Origin of the sequence: Streptomyces sp. NPDC102259 (assembly GCF_044766465.1) — a bacterium.
GTDB lineage: Bacteria > Actinomycetota > Actinomycetes > Streptomycetales > Streptomycetaceae > Streptomyces.
In genome coordinates this window covers 1-22,051 of the sequence record NZ_JBIWMA010000045.1, presented here as the reverse complement: position 1 = coordinate 22,051, position 22,051 = coordinate 1, and the positions used below count along the sequence as shown (strand labels likewise).

Sequence of the window (22,051 nt, the reverse complement as noted above, 5' to 3'; positions counted from 1 at the left end):
CCCTGTGGCTCAACTGCTGGGATAGGGCCAGGCGTTGGGCAGGCAGTGGATCCCGTCGTGGTCGAGGAATTTCGTCTGCTGCTGCATGACCGGCGCCAGCTCGCCGTCCTTGTCGCAGGTGACGTGGCTGTAGCCGAGACGGTGGCCGACCTCGTGGTTGATCAGCATCTGCCGGTAGGCGTACATCTTGTCGCCGAAGGTCTCCGACCCCTGGGCCCACCGATAGGCGTTGATCATCACGCGTTCGGTGGAGGCGGAGTCGCAGGAGACGTTGTCCTCCGTGGTGTCCAGACCCGACTTGGCGCACCACACCGCGGTGGTGCCCGGACTGGCGAGCGTGATGACGAAGTCGGCCTTGCCCGAGTGGATCCGCTCGAAGGTGCGGGCGCCGTCGTGGGCCCAGCTGCGGGCGTCGTTGAGCGTCTTCTGCACGGCCTGCGCGAAGAGTTCGCCGTCGAGCCCGAGGCCCTGTTCCACGTCCACCCGGTAGGTGTACTTCTGCCCCTTGCCGGGGGCCTTGTCCACGCCCGCGACGGCGTCGAACTTTCCCGACCCCTTGAGCTTGGCGCTGAGCGCGTACTTCGTGGCCATCCCCTGCGCGTACGTCAGCGTGGCCACGCCGCCGGCCGCCCCTGCCGCGCCGGCGGACACGGACGGGCTCGGCCGGTCCTCCCCGCGCGCGGCGGCGTCGTCGACGGCCTCACGGGTCTGCCCGGAGGCGGACCGCGACCGGCCGGAGTCGTCGTCCCGGCCGGTGGCGACCTGCCCGGCCACGACGACGGCCAACACCGTGGTGACGGCGGCGGCCGCGATACCGCCGAACGTCCGCCCCCTGACTCCTTGAGCGGTCACGGGCCCACCGGCGGAGGGCAGGTGGTCGTCGTCCCCGTCGCGCCCGTCGGCGCCGACCGCGACGGCCGCACGGGAGACGGCGTCCCGGTCGATGGTGGCGGTGGCGTATGGATCCTGCACGCGCGAGGCCGCGGACGGCGTTCTCGCGCGCGTGAACACATCTTCATCGTCCTCGCCGAAGGCATCGAGGTAGTCCTGACGAGGGCCCTGGCGGGAACCTTGACGGGGGCTCTGACGCGGGCCGTCCTGGGGCATGGGTCGCTGACGCGGTATCACGGGCTGCCCGGTACCCGCTGATCGTCCTCTCAAGTCACCCCAGCCTCCCCCGCCTTCGCGCTGCTCGGGGTGACCGCCGCGCACCTGCGGGAAGCCATGGGCCGGAGTCCCGTCGGGAAAGGGGAAGCGGGGCACTCCGTGCGAGGGGGTTCCGTCGTACCCCGGGGGCGGTACCTGGACGCGGGCGCCGCGCGGGTCTCCCTGGAGGGGCGGCTCCGGAGGAGCCCCCTGCGACGCGCCCTTGGAGCCGCCCTTGGCGGCACTCTTGGGCGCGGGTCCACGCCGGCTGTGGCGTCCCACGTCGGTCTCAGCCTCCCGAGTTCTCGGTCGCGGTGGCGGTGTCGGCCAGGAGCTCCCGGAACGCCGTCGCCACCGTCTCGGGATACTCCATCATCGCCACGTGCCCGGCGTCGGGCAGCGTGAGCAGGCGGGAGTCACGGAAGGTGCGGGCGGCCCGCTGCGCCATGCGGAAACCGACGAGCTGGTCGCGACCACCGTAGACCAGGAGGGTCGGTGCGAGGACGCGCTCGGCCTGACGCCAGAGCCCGTGTTGGCCTCCCAGCGTGTACGCGCTGAGCAGGCCGCGCGTGGAACGCGTCAGCGCGTCCCAGAAGTACGGCAGCTGAAGGCGGCGCTCCAGCTCCTCCACCGCGTGGCGGAACGCGTCCGGACTGACCCGCCCGGGATCGCCGTAACAGAGCGCCGTGACACCGCGGACGCGCTGCTCGGCGGTCCACTCGCGGGTGAACCTGGTGAAGAGCGCGGCCACCCCGGGCAGCCCGACCAGTCCCGTGGGCACCGCCGTCCGCTGCACCCGCAACTCCGGCAGCGCGGGCGACACCAGCGTCAGCGTCCGCACCAGGTCGGGCCGGACCGCGGCGACGCGCGTGGACACCGCGCCGCCGAGCGAGTTGCCGAACAGGTGCACGGGTCCGCGATCGACGGCGTCGAGATAGCGGATGACGGCACGCGCGTGTGCCGTGATGGAGTAGTTGCCGTCGTCCGGCGGCGGGGAGTCGCCGAAGCCCGGCAGATCCAAGGCCTCGCTCGCCACCGCCCCGTCGAGCAGCGCCATCAGCGCGGACCAGTTCTGCGAGGAACCGCCCAGGCCGTGCACGTACAGCGCGGGCTCGAGCCCCTCGCGCACGGGCGGCCTGGAACGGACCGTCAACGTGACCCCCGGCAGCCCGACCGACCGGAGCCGCTCGCCCTCGGCGACCCGGACGGCGATCGCCTTCGGCAGCACACTGGTGGGCGGCACGGAGGGCAGCTCGGTCGAAGACATGCGGGCAATGTTACGAGACGATCACGCGCGCCTTTGTGTGTTCGCCATCACACGCGCGGGTCGCACGCGCGTGTGGCTCGGGCGCCGCGCCGACACCGCGCCCGAGCCATACCGGCGCGAATCGGGGGCACTCAGCACAGCGATCGCTTGGCGTCCGAAACGGGTGTCTCCTAGGCTCGTACCGAGGGCACCCGCTTGTGGCCCCTGCACCTCGCAGGGACGTTCGTAGGAAGGGAGCCCACCATGGCCGTTGACCCCACCGACCCGGAGACGTTCGAAGAGGACGACGACTTCGGGGAGCTCGACGTCGAGGCGCCGGAGAACGACGCCGCCGAGCAGTACAAGGACGTCACCCCGGAACGCGACGACTCTCTGGAGGACGTGGATCCCACCCGGGCCAACGAAGCCGACCTTGTCGAACAGGCCCGCGTCGTGTCGCTCGACGAGGACGACTATCGCTGACATGCGCCGAGCTGGAGCGGGGCGGAGTATGCCCGTAACATCCCGGTCCGAAACTGTTTACACCGCTTTTGTCGTCGTCCAGTCCGTGAAATTCTGCACGCGCACCGCGCACACCAGGGTTACCGAAAAGTACGATGGCGACGCGGCGCTCACCGCATGAGGACCACTTTGGGAGGCGGCGTGACAGCCATCGAGCAGACAGAGGCGGCGCGCCCGCGAGGCACCCGCTTGCCGCGCCGTGCCCGACGGAACCAGCTGCTGGGCGCCGCCCAGGAAGTCTTCGTGGCGCAGGGCTACCACTCCGCCGCCATGGACGACATCGCCGAGCGGGCCGGAGTCAGCAAGCCGGTGCTGTACCAGCACTTCCCCGGCAAGCTCGACCTGTACCTGGCCCTGCTGGACCAGCACTGCGAGTCGCTCATCCAGGCCGTGCGCGGCGCGCTCGCCTCGACGACCGACAACAAGCAGCGGGTCCGCGCCACGATGGACGCGTATTTCGCGTACGTCGAGGACGACGGCGGCGCCTTCCGTCTGGTCTTCGAGTCGGACCTGACGAACGAGCCCGCGGTGCGCGAGCGCGTCGACAAGGTGACCACCGAGTGCGCCGAGGCGATCTGCGAGGTCATCGCGGAGGACACGGGCCTCTCCCGCGCGGAGTCGATGCTGCTCGCCTCGGGTCTGGGCGGCCTCGCCCAGGTCGTGGCGCGGTCCTGGCTGCACAGCGACCGCAGCGTGCCGCGCGACCAGGCGGTGCAGCTGCTGGCCTCGCTGGCCTGGCGGGGCATCGCCGGTTTCCCGCTGCACGGCACCGATCAGCACTGACCGCGGGGACGCCCGGCCGTTTGTTCCCGCCCGCTGTTCGCTCCTGGCGTGGACGGCCGCGCCGTGAACGTCCCCTCACCGGGCTAATGTGTGCAGCGTACGGCGCGGACGCCCGCGCACCTCATGACCGTCGGAGGGACATAGCCGTGGAGGTCAAGATCGGCGTGCTGCACGCACCCCGCGAGATCGTTCTGGAGAGCGGTCAGACTCCCGAGGAGGTCGAGCGCGTGGTGGCCGAGGCCCTGGCCGGAAAGTCGCAGCTGCTCAGCCTCGTGGACCAGCACGGCCGCAAGGTCCTGGTTCCGGCCGACCGCCTGGCCTACGTCGAGCTGGGCGAGCCCGCTCCGCGCAAGGTGGGCTTCGGCGCTCTGTAGGCGAAGCACGTGAGTGGGGCCCGGCGACCAGATGGTCGCCGGGCCCCACTCACGTTCTCGCCGCCGAACGTTCTCGCCGCCGGATTCGCGGCGGTTTTTCGCTGTCGGCGTCTTCTCCACAGACGGAGCACAACCCGGCCACAGAGGAGGATTGCATTCCGCAGGTCACGGGTATGACGGGCTACGACCTTGATGCAGAGCCCCACCGTCCGGGAGGGACCCATATGATCTTGGAAGCGCTCGGCTCCGCTGTGCTCGGTCTCGTGCTCGCGTGGGCGGCGGTCCACCGCTTCTCCCACCGTCTGCCGGTCCGCACCCTCGTCTTCGCGACGGGCGTCGCGGGAGCCCTGTTCGGTGACTTCGTCACCCACAGCGCGCTGGGCCCCGGCATCGGCCTGGCGAGTCTTCTCGGCGCCGCGATCGTCTCCGCCGCCTCGCTCTCCCTGCTGCTGCGCCCGGCCGGCCGGCTCCGCCGGTCGGCCCCGGCCTGAGGCCGGCGGCGGCCGGCGGGCCGACGGGACCGACTAGGCCGCCAGCCCCAGCGCCGCCATCCGCTTCGTGTGCGCCTCGGTGATCCGGGAGAACATCCGGCCGACCTCGGCGAGGTCGAAGCCGTCCGCGACACCGCCCACGAGCATCGTCGACAGCGCGTCGCGGTCCGCGACCACCCGCTGGGACTGCGACAGGGCCTCGCCCATCAGCCGCCGCGCCCACAGCGCGAGCCGTCCGCCCACCCGCGGGTCGGCGTCGATCGCGCCACGCACCCGGTCCACCGCGAAGCCGGCGTGGCCGGTGTCGTCCAGCACGGCCAGCACCAGGGCGCGGCTGTCGGTGTCCAGGCGCACCGCGACCTCGCGGTAGAAGTCGCTGGCGATCGAGTCGCCGACGTACGCCTTGACGAGGCCCTCCAGCCAGTCCGACGGGGCCGTCTGCCGGTGGAAGCCGTCGAGCGCGGCGACGAACGGCTCCATCGCCAGCGTCGGCTCCTCACCGATCTCGGTGAGCCGGTCGTGCAGCCGCTCGAAGTGGTGGAACTCGGCCGACGCCATCTTCGCCAGCTCCGCCTTGTCCTCCAGCGTGGGCGCCAGTTTGGCGTCCTCCGCGAGCCGCTCGAACGCCGCCAGCTCGCCGTACGCCAACGCACCCAGCAGATCCACGACCGCGGCCCGGTACTGCGGGTCGGCCGCGGCCGTCGTCCAGTCCTGGGCGGCGATGCCGGTGGCGGTGTTCTCAGGCTTGTCAGAGGTCGTCATGAAGCGCACAATAGCCCGCTCACCGTACGGTGGAAGTCCCTGGTCAATCAGTGTGACGACGAAGACGTACGGGACCACCTCCGGCACTGTGACAACCACAACGTGACCGAATCGGCCATCACGTGTGCATGATTCCGGGGTATGGTGGTAATGCGCCTGCCGAATATTCGACGGGCTGCATGTATGAGGATGCCCGGTCGGTGGCCCGATCGGCTCCGACCCGACAGCCCTCCTCGCCCGTACGGCACTGCGCGTACGGCAACCCGGAGGGGACCCCCTCAGCGGTACGAGCGCTAGAGCGTCGGCAGAGGTCCCGTGTCTTGCCGGCTGGCCCGTGAGGCAGCCGACGTCCCCCGGCACGGTCCTGACACGACCCCCGCGTTCGCCTCGCACCGCGCACACAGAAGAGGCAGCACCCTGACTACGTTCCGAGAGCTCGGCATCCTTTCCGAGACCGTCGAGGCCCTTGAGGCCGTCGGCATCATCAGTCCCTTCCCGATCCAGGAGATGACCCTCCCGGTGGCCCTCACGGGCACGGACGTCATCGGCCAGGCGAAGACCGGCACCGGCAAGACCCTCGGCTTCGGACTCCCGCTCCTCGAGCGCGTGACCGTCCCCGCCGACGTCGAAGCAGGCCGCGCCCGTCCCGAGGACCTCACCGACGCCCCGCAGGCGCTCATCGTCGTCCCCACCCGTGAGCTGTGCACGCAGGTCACCAACGACCTGCTGACCGCGGGCAAGGTGCGCAACGTGCGCGTTCTCGCCATCTACGGCGGCCGCGCCTACGAGCCCCAGGTCGAGGCCCTCAAGAAGGGCGTCGACGTGGTCGTCGGCACCCCGGGCCGCCTGCTGGACCTCGCGGGCCAGAAGAAGCTCGACCTCAAGCACATCAAGTCGCTCGTCCTGGACGAGGCCGACGAGATGCTCGACCTGGGCTTCCTGCCCGACGTCGAGAAGATCATCAACATGCTTCCGGCGAAGCGTCAGACCATGCTGTTCTCGGCGACCATGCCGGGCGCGGTCATCGGTCTCGCGCGCCGCTACATGTCGCAGCCCACGCACATCAACGCCACGTCGCCGGACGACGCGGGCAGGACCGTCGCGAACACCAAGCAGCACGTGTACCGCGCGCACAACATGGACAAGCCCGAGATGGTCTCGCGCATCCTGCAGGCCGACGGCCGCGGGCTGGTCATGGTGTTCTGCCGTACCAAGCGCACGGCGGCCGACCTGGCCGACCAGCTCCAGCAGCGCGGCTTCGCCTCCGGCGCGGTCCACGGCGACCTCGGCCAGGGCGCCCGCGAGCAGGCGCTGCGCGCCTTCCGCAACGGCAAGGTCGACGTCCTCGTCTGCACCGACGTGGCCGCCCGCGGCATCGACGTCGAGGGCGTCACACACGTCATCAACTACCAGTCCCCCGAGGACGAGAAGACGTACCTGCACCGCATCGGCCGTACCGGCCGCGCGGGCGCCAAGGGCATCGCGATCACGCTGGTCGACTGGGACGACATCCCGCGCTGGCAGCTCATCAACAAGGCGCTGGAGCTCGACTTCGGCAACCCGCCGGAGACGTACTCCACCTCTCCGCACTTCTTCGAGGAACTCGGCATCCCCGCGGGCACCAAGGGTGTCCTGCCGCGCTCCGAGCGCACCCGCGCCGGGCTCGACGCGGAGGAGCTCGAGGACCTCGGCGAGCCGGGCGGCCGCGGAGCGCGCGGTCGTGGTGACCGCGGCGACCGTGGTGACCGGGGCGGTCGTGGCGACCGAGGTGGCCGTGGCGACCAAGGTGGCCGTGGTGACCGAGACGGTCGCGGTGACCGAGACGGTCGCGGTGACCGAGACGGTCGCGGTGACCGCGGTGGCCGTGGCGAGTCCCGCTCCGACGAGCAGACCGCAGGGCGCTCCGACGAGTTCGAGCGTTCGGCCCGTACGCCCCGTCGCCGTCGCCGTACGCGCAACGGCTCGCCGCTCGACGCGACGCCCGCCGGGACCACGGCTGCCGAGCAGGCCCCCGTGGCCGAGCCGACGCCCGTGGCGGACGAGACCGCCGGCCCGCGTACCCCGCGCCGTCGGCGCCGTACCCGCAACGGCTCCGGGCACGAGGCCGCCGTCGTGACGGCCGTGCCGGCCGACGCGGCGACCGTCGAGCCCGTCGCCGAGGCGGCGGAAGCTGCCGTGGCGACCGCGGAGGGCACCGCCCCGGAGACCGCTCCGGAGGCCGCGCCGCGCCGCCGCCGTACCCGCAAGACCGCGCAGACCGCGCAGACCGCACCGGCCACGGTGACGGAGCTGCCGGCCGTCGAAGCCCCCGCCGTCGAGGCCCCCGCGGCCGAGGCCGCCGTCGACACGGCGGAGGCGACGGAGACCAGGCCGCGCCGCCGCACCCGCAAGGCGACGGCTCCGGCCGATGCCGTGGCCGAAGCCGTGGTCGAGGCCGTCGAGGCGGCCCCGGAGGCCATCGCGGCCGTCGCCACCGCCGAGACCGTGGTCAAGCCGCGTCGCGCCCGTAAGACGGCAGCCGCGGCCCCCGCCGAAGCCGCCGTCGACACGGCAGAGGCGACCGAGGCCAAGCCCCGCCGCCGCACCACCCGCAAGACCGCCCAGCCCGAGACGACGGCCACCACCGCCGACATCCCGGCCCAGGCCACCCAGGAAGCGGAAGCCACCAAGCCGCGCCGCACCCGCAAGACCGCCACCACCCCGGCCCCGGCCGAGGCCGAGACCGCGGTCGACACGGCGGAGGGTACGGAGGCCAAGCCGCGTCGCCGCGCCACGCGCAAGGCGACTGTCGCGGTCGAAGCCACCACGGACACGGCCGAGGCCACCGAGGCCAAGCCGCGCCGCACCCGCAAGACGGCAGCCCCGGCGGTCGTCGAGGCACCCGCGGTCGTCGAGACCCCGGCGGTCGTCGAGCCCGAGGCCAAGCCGCGTCGCACCCGTAAGGCAGCGGCTCCGGCCGAGGTCGCGGTCGACACGGCCGAGGCCACGGAGGCCAAGCCGCGCCGTACCCGCAAGACGGCCGCCACGGCGACGGAGCCGATCGCGGAGGCCGCAGCGGCCGCCGCGGCGGCGGTCAAGCCGCGTCGCGCCCGTAAGACGGCAGCCGCGGCCCCGGCCGAAGCCGCCGTCGACACGGCAGAGGCAACCGAGGCGACCGAGGCCAAGCCCCGCCGCCGCACCACCCGCAAGGCCGCCCAGCCCGAGACGACGGCTACCACCGCCGACATCCCGGCCCAGGCCACCCAGGAAGCGGAAGCCACCAAGCCGCGCCGCACCCGCAAGACCGCCACCACCCCGGCCCCGGCCGAGGCCGAGACCGCGGTCGACACGGCGGAGGCGAAGCCGAGGGTGCGTCGCACCCGCAAGGCGACGGTCGCCGCGGAGCCCGCGGACGGCTGATCGACCGGCCTGGCATGACGGCCCGACGGCCCGGTCCCTCCTCGGCGAGGGGCCGGGCCGTCGGCGTTCCCGGGCGAGGTCCCACCGACGGCGCGCGGAGGGCCCTCCCGGTAGCCTCGGGGCGTGACCAGGCCCAGCACCAGCAGCCCCTTCCCGCCGCCCGCCGGCGCGCGCTCGTATCCGCTGCGGACCGAGCGCGGTGAGTTCGCCGTCGTCGACGCGCCCGTGCCCGCCGGCGTCGAGCAGCGGGGTGTCGCGCTGTTGCTGCCCGGCTTCACCGGGAGCAAGGAGGACTTCCACCGGATGCACGAGCCGCTCGCGGCTCGCGGCTACCGGGCCATCGCCGTGGACGGACGAGGGCAGAACGAGTCCGACGGGCCGGCCGTCGACGAATCCGCCTACGCGCGCGAGGAGTTGGCGCGGGACGTGCTGGCGCAGGCGGCGGCCCTCGACACCCCTGTGCATCTGGTGGGGCACTCCCTCGGCGGTCAGATCGCCCGGGCCGCCGTCCTTCTCGACCACTCCCCCTTCGTGTCGTTCACGCTCGTCTCCTCGGGCCCGGCCGAGATCTCGGACTCCCAGAAGCAGCGCGTGAAGCTGCTGCACGACGCGCTCGCGGTGATGTCGATGCCGCAGGTGTGGGAGGCGATCCTGGCGATGGGGCCGCCCGAGGAGGTCGGCGGTCCGGCCCGCGGGTCCGCCGCGCCGGAGCTGTTGCGGCTGCGCTGGCTGAACCACAAGCCCGCTCAACTCCTGGTGACCGGGCGTCAGTTGTGCGTGGAGCCGGACCGGGTCGGTGAACTCGCGGCCGTTCCGCTGCCGTTCCATGTCCTGTCGGGTGCGCGGGACGACACCTGGCCGGTGCCCCTCCTCGACGCCATGGCCGTGGAGCTGCGGGCGCACCGGACGGTCGTGCCGGGCGCCGAGCACTCGCCGAACCAGGACCAGCCGCTGCCGACGGCCCACGCGCTGGCCGACTTCTGGGACCGTCACCCCGGGCGATAGGGCCGGTCCTGCGCCGGGCGTCGGGGCCGGTCCTGCGCCGGGCGTCAGAGCCGGACTGCGGGTCGTGCCCTAGTACTGCGTCTGCACGTGCTCCCAGAAGCCGTCCCGCAGGGCGCGTCTCAGGTCGGCCTGGCCGCGCAGGGAGTACTGGAGGATGCCTTCCGCCTCCACGAGAAGGTCCTGGTCGACGGAGCCGGGGAGGTAGGGGTGGCCCGGCAGCAGCTCGGCCAGCGACTCCCTGCCCCGGGCCGCCAGCCACTTCGCCGCCACCTGCGCACCGACGAAGCGGACGGCCTCGCGGGTGGGCCGGTTCGCGCCGGGACCCTCGTAGGCCGGGGCGGTGCGCCGTGAGACGTACGGCTTGAAGAAGTCGAGGTCGAGGGTGCGCTGGCTGTCGACCTCCCAGAGCAGCGGCTCGGCCTGGTTGCGGCCCTCCGGCGCCTCGATGCCCCAGAGGTGCACCCGGGCGCCGTACCCCTGGGCGGCCTCCACCGCCGAGACCAGGTCCTCGTCGCCGCCCAGCAGGGCCGCGTCGCTGATGGCCCGGTGCCGGGCCAGGGACTCCAGGTCGGTCCGGATCAGCGAATCGACGCCCTTCTGCTGGTTGTTGGCGTTCAGGTTGCCCAACCGCACCTTCACGTCGGGGAGTTCGGCGATGCACTGCTGCTCGGTGGTGTGGATGCGGCGCCGGGCGCCGTCGTACCAGTAGACGCGCAGCAGCCGGCTGTCGGCGAAGATCGAGCGGGCGCGGTCGATGAGCGCCTCGATCAGGCCCTCGGCGTCGAGGTCGAAGGCCCGGCGGTCCTCGGTCCCGGCCACCAGACGTCCCGCGGCCGCGTACAGGTACCCCGCGTCGACGAAGATCGCGTGGGTCGAGGGCGTCTTGGCCACCTCGGCGAGCATGCGTGTCAGCAGCGCGTTCGTGCGGTCGATACGGGCGGCGAGGGCCGGGAGGTCGTCGTTCATCGCTTCCATTGTTCCGGTGGTCACGCTGCGAACACAACCGGTCCCGTTCAGTCCCCGCAAACCCCCTTACTCGTCAGTAATTAGTTGTTCGAAAAATTTCTTTAGCGTAGGGAATGTTTGTAACACGCATCCCGTTGACTCCCTGTGTAACCAAGTAGTTCTCCTCAGGAGGATGACCAGACGAAGGGAGAAGCCAATGCGCTTCGAAATCATGCGACTCGACGACGTCGACGGCACGGCCGTGGACTGCACCGTCGTGGACGCCGCCTCCGTCAACCGGATCGTTCAGCAGGCCGCAGCCATCGGGCAGCGGTTGTGGATCCGTCCGGCCGACACCTCGGCCTCGTAACACGGGTCCCGCACAGGTTTCAGAACCCCCTACGGCGATGCCGTAGGGGGTTCTGCATGTACCGGGGCTCTGCATGTACCGGGGCCCGGTCAGCCGGCCCTGATCACCTGGGTGATCCCGTTGATGATCTGCTGCACGGCGATCGCGGAGAGCATCATGCCCGCGAGCCGCGTCACCAGGACCACGCCGCCGTCCTTGATGACCCGGATGATCAGCAGCGAGTAGCGCATCACCAGCCACAGCACGACATGGATGGCGAGGATGGCCACCCAGACCGAGATCTGCATGGCCGCGCCGTCGGCCTTCTGCACGGCGAGGATGACGGAGACGATCGCACCGGGCCCGGCCAGCAGCGGCATGCCCAGCGGGACGAGCGCGACGTTGACGTCCTTGGTCTGCTTCGGCTCGTCGGTCTTGCCGGTGAGCAGGTCGAGCGCGATCAGCAGGAGCAGCAGGCCTCCCGCGATCATCAGCGCGGGGACGGAGACATGCAGATAGTCGAGGATCTGGTGCCCGAGGAGCCCGAAGACGGTGATCACGCCGCCGGCCACACAGACCGCCTGGAAGGCCATCCGCTTCTGCACCTTGCCAGGGCGTCCGGCGGTCAGCGCGAGGAAGATCGGGGTGATCCCGGGGGGATCCATGATGACGAAAAGGGTGAGGAAGAGGGAGCCGAAGACGGCGACGTCGAACATCAGTGCAGGAGCCTTGCGGGAAAGGGGTGGACCGGACGGGCGGAGGCGAGCCTCAGGCTCCGCCGGTGCCCGGCACCGGGAACGCCCCGGTGGCGCGCCGCGTGATCTCCCCGTACACCTCGGGGTCGGTCGTGTACTCGCCGAGCCGGCAGGTCTTGCGACTGCCGTGGTAGTCCGACGAGCCGGTGACCAGCAGCCCCAGCTCGGCGGCGAACCCGCGCAGCCGTGCGCGCGTGTGCGCGTCGTGGTCCATGTGGTCGACCTCGACGCCGTCGAGACCGGCGGCCGCCAGCTCGGCGATCACGGACTCCGGCACCGTGCGGCCGCGCTTGCTCGCGCCCGGGTGCGCGAAGACGGTGACCCCGCCGGCGCCCTTGACCAGCCGGATCGCCTCGAAGGGATCGGTCTCGTGCTTCTCGACATGGGCCCGGCCGCCGTCGGCCAGCCAGTGCCCGGTGAAGGCGTCGTTCACGGTCGGCACGACGCCGAGTTCCACCAGGGCGGTGGCGACGTGCGGCCGCCCGACGGATCCCTCCCCCGCGATCCGCGCGACCTGCTCCCAGGTGACGGGGACGCCCAGCTCGTTGAGCCGGGTGACCATTCCCCGCGCCCGCGGCACCCGGTCGTCGCGCACCAGCTCGCGCTCGGCGAGCAGGGCGGGCTCCTCGGGGTCGAACAGATAGGCCAGCAGGTGCATGCCGATGCCGTCGACACGGCAGGACAGCTCGGCGCCGGTCACGAGCGTGAGCCCCGGCGGCAGCGCGGCAAGGGCCTCGGCGTGTCCCCGGGTGGTGTCGTGATCGGTCAGCGCGACGACGTCCAGACCGGCGGCACCCGCGTTGCGGACCAGCTCGGCCGGGGTGTCCGTACCGTCGGAGGCCGTGGAGTGGCAGTGCAGATCGATGCGCACGACGCGGGCTCCAGGCGGTGACGGGACGGAAGGGGACGCTTCAGCATAGCCGGTAATCAGACCACCCCTGTCACACCCAAAACCACCGAGCACCCCCTACACACCCACCACCGAAACACCCGCGACACCACCGGCCTCAGGGGCGCGGCGCACACGCACGCGACACGGGCACCCCGGGGACGCGACACACGCGGCACCGCCACCCCCCAGGAGCGCGGGGAACTGCGCGACCAGCCACGACGGCGCAGCAGGCTCCCACGGCCGGAAGCACGACGCACCCCCCAAGCCGCCGAGCCCAGCCGCCCAGCCGCCCAGCCCAGCGGAGCGCTAAGGCTTGAGCAGGCGCGGCGACAGCGCCCCGCACGGCACAAGTTCCAGCTCGGCCCCCGCGTCCCGCAGATCGGTGAGCACCAGCTCGTCGTACATCAGCAGCCCGGACTGCTCGGGCCACACCACGGCCCACAGCCACAGGCCGCGCGCCTCTCCCGCGAAGACGGCCCGGTCGTCCGGGGTGGCGGAGACATGCCAGAGCGGGGTCGGACGGCCGGCGGCCAGGACCTTGGCCTCCGGGGGTTTCTCGACGCTCATGTACGGGCCCGGGTCCGGTCCGTCGACCCCGGCGTAACGCGCACCGAGTCCGACGCCCAGCTCCTCGGCGACCAGGACCAGCTCACCCATACCGCCGAGCGGGCCGGGCCCGGAGCAGGCCACCGCGGTGGCGCGGCCTCCGCTGCGGTCGTCCCCCGCGTACATGACGCCCGTGAAGAGCCAGCCGACAGGCAGCGGCCACGGCATCCACACCGGCACCTGTGTGCGATGCACGACGACGCCGAGGGCCTCGACGCTGGGCGGGATCACGGGCTGAAGCGGATGCACCGTCCCGTGCACATCGCACTGCCAGGAATCGGCGAAGAGTCCGGGAGCCCTGACCCGGCCACCACACTTCGGGCAACTGGGTTCGCCCCTCATAGAGCCCCACGGTCCTACCCGAGCACGCCCACGTCAAGGACGATCACCCGTCCGGACGGAAGTGACTTGCTCCCCAGATTTACGTGCAGCTTGCATTAATTAGGCGATCTAACATATCGTGTGTATATACCAACTACCTTCGAGAGGTGAGCGGAGTGAGCGGAACCATGGACCCGTTCGATGCGGGAGCCGGAAGCATCCTGCGGCAGCCGAAGGCGGTGTGGGCGACGGCCGGCGCGTCCGTCGTCGCCTTCATGGGCATCGGCCTCGTCGACCCGATCCTGCCGTCCATCGCCCAGGGGCTGGACGCCACGGCCGGCCAGGTCTCCCTGCTCTTCACCTCGTACTTCCTGATCACCGCGTTCGCGATGCTGGTCACCGGCTTCGTCTCCAGCCGGATCGGCGGCCGCAGGACGCTGCTGGCGGGCCTCGCCCTCGTCGTCGTCTTCGCGGCTCTCGCGGGCACCTCGGGCTCGGTCGGCGAACTCGTCGGCTTCCGGGCGGGCTGGGGGCTCGGCAACGCGCTGTTCGTGTCGACCGCCCTCGCGGTGATCGTCGGCGCGGCGGCCGGCGGCAGTGCGGCCGCCATCCTGCTGTACGAGTCCGCCCTCGGCCTCGGCATGGCCTGCGGGCCGCTGCTCGGCGCGCTGCTCGGCGACGCCAGCTGGCGCTACCCCTTCTTCGGCACCGCGTTCCTGATGGCGATCGGCTTCCTGTGCATCACGGTGTTCCTGAAGGACCAGCCGAAGCCGGCCCGGAAGATCTCCGTCCTGGACCCGATCAAGGCGCTCGGCCACGGCGGTCTCGCCTCCGTGGCGGCCTCGGCGTTCTTCTACAACTACACGTTCTTCACCGTGCTGGCCTTCACCCCGTTCGTGCTGAACATGACCCCCTACAAGTCGGGGGCGGTGTTCTTCGCCTGGGGCGTGCTGCTCGCCGTCTTCTCGGTCCTCGTGGCGCCGCGGCTCCAGGAGCGGTTCGGCTCGCTGAAGGTGCTCGGCGGCTCGCTCGTGCTGCTCGCCGTCGACGTGTTCGCCCTCGGGTACGGCGACCACACCACGGCGATCGTCTGCACGATCCTGTCGGGCGCGTTCATCGGCGTGAACAACACCGTCTACACCGAGCTGGCGCTCGGCGTCTCGGACGCCCCTCGCCCGGTGGCGAGCGCCGGCTACAACTTCGTGCGGTGGTTCGCGGCCGCGGCCGCGCCGTACTTCGCGCCGAAGATCGAGGAGTGGACCGACATCCATGTCCCGTTCGTCGTCGCGGCGGTCACCGCGGTGCTCGGCGCGGTCGTGGTCGTCGTCCGGCGCAAGGCGCTCACGCACGAAGCCGAGGAGCTGGAGCCCAAGCACGCGACGGAGGACGGGGTCGCGGTCTTCGCCGGCTGAGCCGACCCGGCGTCAACTGACGAGCGACGCACGAGCGTTGGTGACATGGGTCACCCCAGACCTCAATCGAGCGGGACGGATTTCCGGGACGGATCCCGGAGGTCCGTCCCGTTCGTCAGCCAGCGCTCCTGGAGGGCCTGGGCGCCGTGCACGCGCTTCCAGGCGGCCTCGTTGGGGGTCATGGGGAGCAGGGGCAGGAAGCGGACCGGATCGAGCGGCTCGTCGAGGTCGAGATCCTCGACCAGACCGCCCGGCTCGGCGACCAGGACCGAGGTGAACGGGGCGCCGGGCCACAGGGGTTCACCCACGTCGAGTGAGCTGCCGGGAGCCACGACCACGCCCTCGACCTGCGGGGACGCGGCGAGCACGGCCAGCGGACGGAGCACCTTGTCGGTGTCGGACGCGCCCGGCCTGACGGACAGCACCAGCTCGGCACGCGGCCCCCCGACCGGATCGGCGAGCATCGCCGTCGGGTCGCTCATCGGCTGCGCGGACATGCCGAGCGTGGCGTAGCGGACGACGTCGCCCTCGTGGAAACGCAGCACCTCGAGGCGGTCCGTACCGAGGAAGGTGACCGCGGCGCGGGCGTCCGGCTCGCCGAGCGCGCTGCGCAGACGGGCCTCTACCAGAGGAAGAACATCAACCATGCGGCGAGCATAGAACTCGTCGGTGCTGGGCAAAGCAGCGCCTTGACACTTCCGTCGACTGCTATTCTGGCCCGGTGGTTCGGGGCAGCACGCAGAAGCGTAGCGATCTTGCCCCGACGCAGACGAGACTCCCTTACGAGGGACCGGCTGGAGGAGGTGGGGCTGTCATGGATCGAAGTCACCCGTGCAGTACCACTCGCTCTTCCTGCCGCTGACGCAGCTGCTCCGGCTTCTTGGCCCCCGGCTGGTCGCCATCTCTCGCGCTCATCTTCATGCGGAAGAGCACTTCGTTTCTTTTGTCACCTGATCTGCTCGATCTGTCTGATCCGCCAGATCTCTCCGGTCTGATTCAGTAGCGAAGCTCGCCACCGCGACGGAGCGGTGCTCCCCGCTTTGTGGACGTGCCAAACCTCCGCACTCAGGACGTCCTCATTCCGGGCAGTTCCACCCGTCGTGGCGGTCTTTCTTTGCTAGTCGCGAAGGAGCCTGCCATGTCGATGATCCGCGACCTCCGTGCCGTTGTCCGCCCGGCCCGCCCCTCCCTGCGCAAGGGGGGCGGGCGCATGGACACCGGCGCCTACGACACCACCCGCGACCCCGCGACGCCGTCGGCCGTCGTCGACTGCGCGGTCTACCGCGACGGCTCGCGCGTCGCGTACACGCAGCCGCCGACCCCGCAGGAGGCCATGCGCCGGGTGCGGCGCGACGGAGGCTTCGTGTGGATCGGCCTGCACGAGCCGACCGAGGCCGAATTCGCCGGTATCGCCAGCGAGTTCGGGCTGCACCCGCTGGCCGTGGAGGACGCCGTGCAGGCGCACCAGCGGCCCAAGCTGGAGCGCTACGACGACTCCCTCTTCACGGTCTTCAAGACCATCCACTACATCGAGCACGACCGGCTCACGGCCAACAGCGAGGTCGTCGAGACCGGTGAGGTCATGTGCTTCACCGGCAAGGACTTCTTCATCACCGTCCGGCACGGCGGCCAGGGCTCGCTGCGCGCGCTGCGCCACCGCCTCCAGGACGACCCCGAGCTGCTCGCCAAGGGCCCCTCGGCGGTGCTGCACGCCATCGCCGACCACGTCGTCGACGGCTACATCGCGGTCGCGGACGCCGTCCAGGACGACATCGACGAGGTCGAGACGGAGGTGTTCTCGCCGGGACGCAAGGGCACCCCGCGCGGCACGGACGCCGGCCGGATCTACCAACTCAAGCGTGAGGTACTGGAGTTCAAGCGCGCGGTGTCGCCGCTGCTGCGGCCGATGCAGCTGCTGAGCGAGCGGCCGATGCGGCTGGTCGACCCCGACATCCAGAAGTACTTCCGGGACGTCGCCGACCACCTCGCCCGGGTCCAGGAGCAGGTCATCGGCTTCGACGAACTGCTCAACTCGATCCTCCAGGCCAACCTCGCGCAGGCGTCCGTCGCGCAGAACGAGGACATGCGCAAGATCACGTCCTGGGCCGCCATCATCGCCGTACCGACGATGGTGTGCGGGGTGTACGGGATGAACTTCGACTACATGCCGGAACTGCACTGGAAGTTCGGCTACCCCGTGGTCATGTCGGCCATGGTGGCGCTCTGTGTCGGCATCCACCGCACCCTGAAGCGCAACGGCTGGCTGTGAGGGCCCCGGCGCCGGTTGACTAGGGTGAACCCATGACAAGAGAGCTGCTGCTCGACCAGGCCCTCGTCGAGGAGGCCACCAAGAAGTCCGGCCTCGTCTGGGTCCGGGGCGCCGGCGAACCGGCCGAGCGTGCGCTCTGGCACGTGTGGCACGAGGGCGCGGTCTGTGTGGTCGGCGACGGGCCCGGGGAGCAGCCCCTGGCCGGACTGACCGAGGGCGGCTCTGCCGAGGTCACCGTCCGCAGCAAGGACAAGGGCGGCCGGCTGGTCTCCTGGACGGCGAAGGTCGTAGCCCTCGCGCCCGGCTCCGAGGCCTGGCAGGCGGCGGTCGCCGAGCTCAAGGGCAAGCGGCTGAACGCGCCCGACGGCGAGGCGATGACCGGGCGCTGGGCGCGCGAGTGCCGGGTGCTCCGCCTGGAGCCGACGGGAGCCACGTTGCCGCTGCCCGACGGGGATCTGGCGGCACGGCCGGTGCCCTCGCCCGCCACCACGCGAGAGCCGGCGCCCGCGGGGCTGCCGAAGCTGCTGCTGCGCAAGCGCAAACGCGCCTGACCGATGCCGCGAGCGGCCGGTTCCGCGAGCGGCGGCTCACGAGGTCGGGAGCTGCTTCCCGTAGTCGACCGTCTCGTCCTTCGCCGGTTCCTTCAGGGCGAAGTCCTTGCCCCACGAGGAGAAACTCAGCGTTCCGGCGCCTCCGGCGCGCTCCAGGCGCAGCGGGTAGGGCTTGCCCTCCAGCGACACGTCCAGCTTGCCGCCGGAGCCGCCGTCGCCGGTGATGCGGATCGTACGGACGCCGGACTGCTCGTGGTGGCCGTCGGTGGCCAGCGAGCCGTGCAGTGTCAGCAGACCGTCGAGGAGGAGGTCCTTGTCCGTGAAGCCGCTGAACTTCTTGTACGAGGGATCGCCCGTCGGCACCTTCACGTACTTGCCGTCGAGCTTGTCGGCGGCCGCCGTGTCCGAACCGCCGTCGCCGGACTTGCCGTCCTCGTTGTTCCAGAACGCCGCGTCGGCCTTCAGGTACAGCTGCTCGCCGACCCGCAGGAGGTGGAAGGTGGCCCCCTCCGCGGTGACCGACCCGGTGCCGCCGTCCGCCTTCAGGCTCATGTCCAGCTTGTACGTGTGCCCGCTGGTGACCACGCTCCCGGCCAGCCGCACCGCGTCCACGGCGCCGGCGGCCGCCTTCGCCTTCGACTGGATCTGCGCGGCGGACAGCTTGCCCACCCCGTTCGTGCCCGCGTCCGGATCCTCGCTGCACCCGCTCAGTCCCATGCCCACGACCAGTGCGCACATCGCGCTCACCAGCGAGGCGCGGCGGGTTCGGCCCTGGGGAATCGCAGTCACGGAGGAGGCCGCCTTTCTGCGGGGGTGTGCTGAGCGGCGTACGGCAGCGTACCGGGGTCGCGGCGGGCGAGCGGAGCCGGTCCGTCCGGACCGCCCACCAGGGCGGTTCCGATCGGGACGGGCTAGCCTGAAGCCCGCACGAGCGGGCAATGGGGAAAAGGACATCACCGGCAACAGCACGGCCGGCGGTACGGAGGAAGGAGGTGCGGTCATGGCAGCGGGCGCCCCGCGGATCTTCGTCTCGCACCTCTCCGGTGTTCCGGTCTTCGACCCCAGCGGCGACCAGGTGGGGCGGGTGCGCGACCTCGTCGTCATGCTGCGGGTGCGGCGGCGGCCCCCGAGGGTGCTCGGGCTGGTCGTCGAACTGTCCACGCGGCGCCGCATCTTCCTGCCCATGACCCGGGTCACCGGCATCGAGTCCGGTCAGGTCATCACCACCGGCGTGCTCAACGTCCGCCGCTTCGAGCAGCGGCCCACCGAGCGTCTCGTCTTCGGTGAGCTGCTCGACCGGCGGGTCACGCTCGGTGAGACCGGCGAGGAGGTCACCGTCCTCGACGTGTCGGTGCAGCAGCTGCCGGCCCGCCGGGACTGGGAGCTCGACCGGGTCTTCGTGCGCAAGGGGAAGAGGGCGACCGCCTTCCGGCGGGCGAAGGGCGAGACGCTGACCGTGGAGTGGTCGGCGGTCACCGGGTTCTCGCTGGAGGAGCACGGACAGGGCGCGGAGAGCCTCCTCGCCACCTTCGAGCAGCTGCGCCCCGCCGACCTCGCCAACGTCCTGCACCATCTGTCGCCGAAGCGGCGCGCCGAGGTCGCCGCCGCCCTCGACGACGACCGTCTCGCCGACGTCCTCGAAGAGCTCCCGGAGGACGACCAGATCGAGATCCTCGGCAAGCTGAAGGAGGAGCGCGCGGCGGACGTCCTGGAGGCCATGGACCCCGACGACGCGGCCGACCTGCTCTCCGAACTCCCGGAGCAGGACCAGGAGCGGCTGCTGAGCCTGATGCAGCCCGACGACGCGGCCGACATGCGGCGCCTGCTGTCGTACGAGGAGCACACCGCGGGCGGTCTGATGACCACCGAGCCGATCATCCTGCGTCCCGACTCCACCGTCGCCGACGCCCTCGCGCGGGTGCGCAACCGCGACCTCTCCCCCGCCCTCGCCGCCCAGGTCTACGTCTGCCGCCCGCCCGACGAGACCCCGACCGGCAAGTACCTCGGCACGGTCCACTTCCAGCGCCTGCTGCGCGACCCCCCGTACACGCTGGTCAGCTCGATGCTCGACGACGATCTCCAGGCCCTGGCGCCGGACGCGGCGCTGCCGGTGGTCGCCGGGTTCTTCGCGACGTACGACATGGTCGCGGCGCCCGTCGTCGACGAGGCGGGCTCGCTGCTGGGCGCGGTGACCGTGGACGACGTCCTGGACCACATGCTGCCGGAGGACTGGCGCGAGACGGAGTTCCACCTCGACGAGGACACGACCGAGGAGGTGGGCCCGCATGACTCCTGACCGCGAGCCGGGGCGCGCCGAGCGCACCCCGGCCGGCGCCACCGCGACCAGCCGCCCGCGGGCCCGGCTGGACCAGCCGCGGTCGCCCCGGCACCGGATCCTGCCCGAGTGGGACCCGGAGGCCTTCGGGCGGCTGTCGGAACGCATCGCGCGGTTCCTGGGCACCGGGCGGTTCATCGTCTGGATGACGATCGTCATCATCGCGTGGGTCCTGTGGAACATCTTCGCCCCGAGCGACCTCCGCTTCGACAACTACCCGTTCATCTTCCTGACCCTGATGCTGTCGCTCCAGGCCTCCTACGCGGCGCCGCTGATCCTGCTCGCGCAGAACCGGCAGGACGACCGTGACCGGGTCAACCTGGAGCAGGACCGCAAGTCGAACGAGCGGTCCATCGCCGACACCGAGTATCTGACCCGGGAGATCGCCGCCCTGCGGATCGGTCTCGGCGAGGTCGCGACCAGGGACTGGATCCGCTCGGAGCTCCAGGACATGGTCAAGGAACTGGAGGAGCGGCGGGACGGACATCGCGCACATGCCGTATTCCCGGCAGAACGGCCGCGGGGACGTGACGTAGAAGACCGGTGACGGGCTTACCTGCGCCACCGCAGGTCGCCGTACCATCGTCCTTATGGTTAGCGAAGACGCGGTGCGCGAGGCACTGGCGACGGTGAACGACCCCGAGATCAACCGGCCCATCACCGAGCTCGGGATGGTGAAGTCGGTGGAGATCTACGCGGACGGGACGGTCGCGGTCACCGTGTACCTGACGGTCTCCGGCTGCCCGATGCGCGAGACGATCACCCAGCGGGTGACCGACGCGGTCGCCGCGGTGGACGGCGTCACCCGCGTCGACGTCACCCTCGACGTCATGAGCGACGAGCAGCGCAAGGAGCTGGCGAACGCCCTGCGCGGCGGCCAGACCGAGCGCGAGGTCCCGTTCGCCAAGCCGGGCTCGCTCACCCGGGTGTACGCGGTCGCGTCCGGCAAGGGCGGCGTCGGCAAGTCGTCGGTGACCGTGAACCTGGCGGCGGCGATGGCGGCCGACGGCCTCAAGGTGGGCGTGGTCGACGCCGACATCTACGGCCACAGCGTGCCGCGCATGCTGGGCGCGGACGGCCGTCCCACCCAGGTCGAGAACATGATCATGCCGCCGTCCGCGCACGGCGTGAAGGTCATCTCCATCGGCATGTTCACCCCGGGCAACGCCCCGGTCGTCTGGCGCGGCCCGATGCTCCACCGCGCGCTCCAGCAGTTCCTGGCGGACGTGTACTGGGGCGACCTGGACGTGCTGCTGCTCGACCTCCCGCCGGGCACCGGCGACATCGCGATCTCTGTGGCGCAGCTCGTCCCGAACGCCGAGATCCTGGTCGTGACGACCCCGCAGCAGGCGGCGGCCGAGGTGGCCGAACGGGCGGGCTCCATCGCCGTCCAGACCCACCAGAAGATCGTCGGCGTGGTCGAGAACATGTCCGGTCTGCCCTGCCCGCACTGCGGGGAGATGGTCGACGTCTTCGGCACGGGCGGCGGACAGTCGGTGGCCGAGGGACTGACCCGCACGACCGGCGCCAACGTCCCGGTGCTCGGCTCCATCCCGATCGACGTCCGGCTGCGCGAGGGCGGCGACGAGGGCAAGCCGGTCGTCCTGACCGACCCGGAGTCCCCGGCGGGCTCCGCCCTGCGGGCCATCGCGGGCAAGCTGGGCGGCAGGCAGCGCGGTCTCTCGGGGCTGTCGCTCGGGATCACGCCCAGGAACAAGTTCTAGCCCGGCCACGGGTCCCGTACTTCCCTTCGTACGACAGCGGGGGGGGCGGCCCCCCCGGGGGGGGCCCCCCCCGGGGGGGGGGCGGGGGGGGGGGCCGGGGGGTGGGCGTTATTATGTGGAAACCCAGGCCGGGAGCCCGCAAGCCCCACCCCCAAGCCCCCCCC

The 22,051-nt window shown here is 71.5% G+C and carries 22 protein-coding genes; 13 read left to right on the top strand and 9 right to left on the bottom strand.

What is annotated here, in order from left to right; translation table 11 throughout:
* Positions 1-9: 9 nt before the first annotated feature.
* Positions 10-1,428, bottom strand: coding sequence for a DUF3152 domain-containing protein (locus ACIRPU_RS43045; protein ID WP_403878294.1), 1,419 nt, complete (start codon positions 1,426-1,428; stop codon positions 10-12).
* A 7-nt stretch (positions 1,429-1,435) separates the two neighbouring features.
* Positions 1,436-2,413 (bottom strand): alpha/beta fold hydrolase, encoded by a 978-nt coding sequence (locus tag ACIRPU_RS43040; protein WP_403878291.1) that lies wholly within the window; start codon positions 2,411-2,413, stop codon positions 1,436-1,438.
* Positions 2,414-2,656: 243 nt separating this feature from the next.
* Between ACIRPU_RS43040 and ACIRPU_RS43035 the strand changes: the two genes are divergently transcribed.
* The 4 genes from ACIRPU_RS43035 (at position 2,657) to ACIRPU_RS43020 (ending at position 4,562) form a co-directional block, all read left to right on the top strand.
* Positions 2,657-2,875, top strand: a complete 219-nt coding sequence (locus ACIRPU_RS43035; protein ID WP_355709581.1) for a hypothetical protein — start codon at positions 2,657-2,659, stop codon at positions 2,873-2,875.
* 180 nt (positions 2,876-3,055) lie between these two features.
* The gene (locus tag ACIRPU_RS43030; RefSeq protein ID WP_020130830.1) at positions 3,056-3,697 is read left to right on the top strand and encodes a TetR/AcrR family transcriptional regulator; all 642 of its coding nucleotides are present in this window, start codon (positions 3,056-3,058) and stop codon (positions 3,695-3,697) included.
* A gap of 146 nt (positions 3,698-3,843) precedes the next feature.
* Positions 3,844-4,071: a DUF3107 domain-containing protein gene (locus ACIRPU_RS43025; RefSeq protein WP_020130831.1), complete on the top strand. Its 228-nt coding sequence runs from the start codon at positions 3,844-3,846 to the stop codon at positions 4,069-4,071.
* 224 nt (positions 4,072-4,295) lie between these two features.
* Positions 4,296-4,562: a hypothetical protein gene (locus tag ACIRPU_RS43020; RefSeq protein ID WP_403878286.1), complete on the top strand. Its 267-nt coding sequence runs from the start codon at positions 4,296-4,298 to the stop codon at positions 4,560-4,562.
* Positions 4,563-4,595: 33 nt separating this feature from the next.
* On the opposite strand, the gene ACIRPU_RS43015 is transcribed toward ACIRPU_RS43020, so the two are convergent.
* Entirely contained in the window at positions 4,596-5,333 is a 738-nt protein-coding gene (locus tag ACIRPU_RS43015; RefSeq protein WP_355709588.1) for a ferritin-like fold-containing protein, read from the bottom strand.
* 498 nt (positions 5,334-5,831) lie between these two features.
* Between ACIRPU_RS43015 and ACIRPU_RS43010 the strand changes: the two genes are divergently transcribed.
* Both ACIRPU_RS43010 and ACIRPU_RS43005 read left to right on the top strand, forming a co-directional pair.
* Positions 5,832-8,723 (top strand): DEAD/DEAH box helicase, encoded by a 2,892-nt coding sequence (locus ACIRPU_RS43010; protein ID WP_403878282.1) that lies wholly within the window; start codon positions 5,832-5,834, stop codon positions 8,721-8,723.
* A gap of 123 nt (positions 8,724-8,846) precedes the next feature.
* Entirely contained in the window at positions 8,847-9,728 is an 882-nt protein-coding gene (locus ACIRPU_RS43005) for an alpha/beta fold hydrolase (protein WP_403878280.1), read from the top strand.
* Between the two features lie 69 nt (positions 9,729-9,797).
* Here the strand turns inward: ACIRPU_RS43005 and ACIRPU_RS43000 are convergent, their stop codons facing one another.
* Positions 9,798-10,694 carry an NYN domain-containing protein gene (locus tag ACIRPU_RS43000; RefSeq protein ID WP_384124485.1) on the bottom strand — a complete coding sequence of 299 codons (897 nt, stop codon included), beginning with the start codon at positions 10,692-10,694 and terminating at the stop codon, positions 9,798-9,800.
* A gap of 196 nt (positions 10,695-10,890) precedes the next feature.
* Between ACIRPU_RS43000 and ACIRPU_RS42995 the strand changes: the two genes are divergently transcribed.
* Positions 10,891-11,043: a hypothetical protein gene (locus ACIRPU_RS42995; protein ID WP_351761219.1), complete on the top strand. Its 153-nt coding sequence runs from the start codon at positions 10,891-10,893 to the stop codon at positions 11,041-11,043.
* 89 nt (positions 11,044-11,132) lie between these two features.
* Here ACIRPU_RS42995 and ACIRPU_RS42990 read toward each other — a convergent pair whose 3' ends face one another.
* The 3 genes from ACIRPU_RS42990 to ACIRPU_RS42980 form a co-directional block, all read right to left on the bottom strand.
* Positions 11,133-11,738: a MarC family protein gene (locus ACIRPU_RS42990; protein WP_355710448.1), complete on the bottom strand. Its 606-nt coding sequence runs from the start codon at positions 11,736-11,738 to the stop codon at positions 11,133-11,135.
* 52 nt (positions 11,739-11,790) lie between these two features.
* A complete protein-coding gene (locus tag ACIRPU_RS42985) occupies positions 11,791-12,648 on the bottom strand; it encodes a PHP domain-containing protein (RefSeq protein WP_403878275.1) in 858 nt (285 codons plus the stop codon).
* A 327-nt stretch (positions 12,649-12,975) separates the two neighbouring features.
* Positions 12,976-13,617, bottom strand: a complete 642-nt coding sequence (locus ACIRPU_RS42980; RefSeq protein WP_355710452.1) for a DUF6758 family protein — start codon at positions 13,615-13,617, stop codon at positions 12,976-12,978.
* Between the two features lie 167 nt (positions 13,618-13,784).
* Here ACIRPU_RS42980 and ACIRPU_RS42975 point away from each other — a divergent pair, with 167 nt between their 5' ends.
* The gene (locus tag ACIRPU_RS42975; protein WP_355710470.1) at positions 13,785-15,008 is read left to right on the top strand and encodes an MFS transporter; all 1,224 of its coding nucleotides are present in this window, start codon (positions 13,785-13,787) and stop codon (positions 15,006-15,008) included.
* 62 nt (positions 15,009-15,070) lie between these two features.
* Here the strand turns inward: ACIRPU_RS42975 and ACIRPU_RS42970 are convergent, their stop codons facing one another.
* A complete protein-coding gene (locus ACIRPU_RS42970; RefSeq protein WP_385570002.1) occupies positions 15,071-15,655 on the bottom strand; it encodes a suppressor of fused domain protein in 585 nt (194 codons plus the stop codon).
* A 491-nt stretch (positions 15,656-16,146) separates the two neighbouring features.
* Between ACIRPU_RS42970 and ACIRPU_RS42965 the strand changes: the two genes are divergently transcribed.
* Both ACIRPU_RS42965 and ACIRPU_RS42960 read left to right on the top strand, forming a co-directional pair.
* Positions 16,147-17,277: a magnesium and cobalt transport protein CorA gene (locus ACIRPU_RS42965; protein WP_355710456.1), complete on the top strand. Its 1,131-nt coding sequence runs from the start codon at positions 16,147-16,149 to the stop codon at positions 17,275-17,277.
* Between the two features lie 32 nt (positions 17,278-17,309).
* Positions 17,310-17,828 carry a hypothetical protein gene (locus ACIRPU_RS42960; protein WP_403878270.1) on the top strand — a complete coding sequence of 173 codons (519 nt, stop codon included), beginning with the start codon at positions 17,310-17,312 and terminating at the stop codon, positions 17,826-17,828.
* 36 nt (positions 17,829-17,864) lie between these two features.
* Here the strand turns inward: ACIRPU_RS42960 and ACIRPU_RS42955 are convergent, their stop codons facing one another.
* Complete coding sequence (locus tag ACIRPU_RS42955) at positions 17,865-18,617, bottom strand: hypothetical protein (RefSeq protein WP_403878268.1); 753 nt, start codon at positions 18,615-18,617, stop codon at positions 17,865-17,867.
* A 211-nt stretch (positions 18,618-18,828) separates the two neighbouring features.
* On the opposite strand from ACIRPU_RS42955, the gene ACIRPU_RS42950 reads away from it, so the two are divergent.
* The 3 genes from ACIRPU_RS42950 to ACIRPU_RS42940 are packed head-to-tail and all read left to right on the top strand — an operon-like array spanning position 18,829 to position 21,887.
* Positions 18,829-20,124, top strand: coding sequence for a magnesium transporter MgtE N-terminal domain-containing protein (locus ACIRPU_RS42950; protein WP_403878265.1), 1,296 nt, complete (start codon positions 18,829-18,831; stop codon positions 20,122-20,124).
* Positions 20,114-20,710 (top strand): DUF1003 domain-containing protein, encoded by a 597-nt coding sequence (locus ACIRPU_RS42945; RefSeq protein WP_403878262.1) that lies wholly within the window; start codon positions 20,114-20,116, stop codon positions 20,708-20,710. The genes ACIRPU_RS42950 and ACIRPU_RS42945 overlap by 11 nt, the downstream gene beginning before the upstream one ends.
* A gap of 43 nt (positions 20,711-20,753) precedes the next feature.
* Entirely contained in the window at positions 20,754-21,887 is a 1,134-nt protein-coding gene (locus ACIRPU_RS42940; RefSeq protein WP_384124483.1) for an Mrp/NBP35 family ATP-binding protein, read from the top strand.
* The last annotated feature ends 164 nt before the right edge of the window (positions 21,888-22,051 follow it).

Bases quoted from the DNA above. Each gene is read 5' to 3' on its own strand.
- ACIRPU_RS43040 (WP_403878291.1), bottom strand. From the start codon at position 2,413: ATGTCTTCGACCGAGCTGCCCTCCGTGCCGCCCACCAGTGTGCTGCCG.
- ACIRPU_RS43035 (WP_355709581.1), top strand. From the start codon at position 2,657: ATGGCCGTTGACCCCACCGACCCGGAGACGTTCGAAGAGGACGACGAC.
- ACIRPU_RS43020 (WP_403878286.1), top strand. From the start codon at position 4,296: ATGATCTTGGAAGCGCTCGGCTCCGCTGTGCTCGGTCTCGTGCTCGCG.
- ACIRPU_RS43010 (WP_403878282.1), top strand. From the start codon at position 5,832: ATGACCCTCCCGGTGGCCCTCACGGGCACGGACGTCATCGGCCAGGCG.
- ACIRPU_RS43000 (WP_384124485.1), bottom strand. From the start codon at position 10,694: ATGAACGACGACCTCCCGGCCCTCGCCGCCCGTATCGACCGCACGAAC.
- ACIRPU_RS42995 (WP_351761219.1), top strand. From the start codon at position 10,891: ATGCGCTTCGAAATCATGCGACTCGACGACGTCGACGGCACGGCCGTG.
- ACIRPU_RS42990 (WP_355710448.1), bottom strand. From the start codon at position 11,738: ATGTTCGACGTCGCCGTCTTCGGCTCCCTCTTCCTCACCCTTTTCGTC.
- ACIRPU_RS42980 (WP_355710452.1), bottom strand. From the start codon at position 13,617: ATGAGGGGCGAACCCAGTTGCCCGAAGTGTGGTGGCCGGGTCAGGGCT.
- ACIRPU_RS42975 (WP_355710470.1), top strand. From the start codon at position 13,785: ATGGACCCGTTCGATGCGGGAGCCGGAAGCATCCTGCGGCAGCCGAAG.
- ACIRPU_RS42970 (WP_385570002.1), bottom strand. From the start codon at position 15,655: ATGGTTGATGTTCTTCCTCTGGTAGAGGCCCGTCTGCGCAGCGCGCTC.
- ACIRPU_RS42965 (WP_355710456.1), top strand. From the start codon at position 16,147: ATGTCGATGATCCGCGACCTCCGTGCCGTTGTCCGCCCGGCCCGCCCC.
- ACIRPU_RS42960 (WP_403878270.1), top strand. From the start codon at position 17,310: ATGACAAGAGAGCTGCTGCTCGACCAGGCCCTCGTCGAGGAGGCCACC.
- ACIRPU_RS42950 (WP_403878265.1), top strand. From the start codon at position 18,829: ATGGCAGCGGGCGCCCCGCGGATCTTCGTCTCGCACCTCTCCGGTGTT.
- ACIRPU_RS42945 (WP_403878262.1), top strand. From the start codon at position 20,114: ATGACTCCTGACCGCGAGCCGGGGCGCGCCGAGCGCACCCCGGCCGGC.
- ACIRPU_RS42940 (WP_384124483.1), top strand. From the start codon at position 20,754: ATGGTTAGCGAAGACGCGGTGCGCGAGGCACTGGCGACGGTGAACGAC.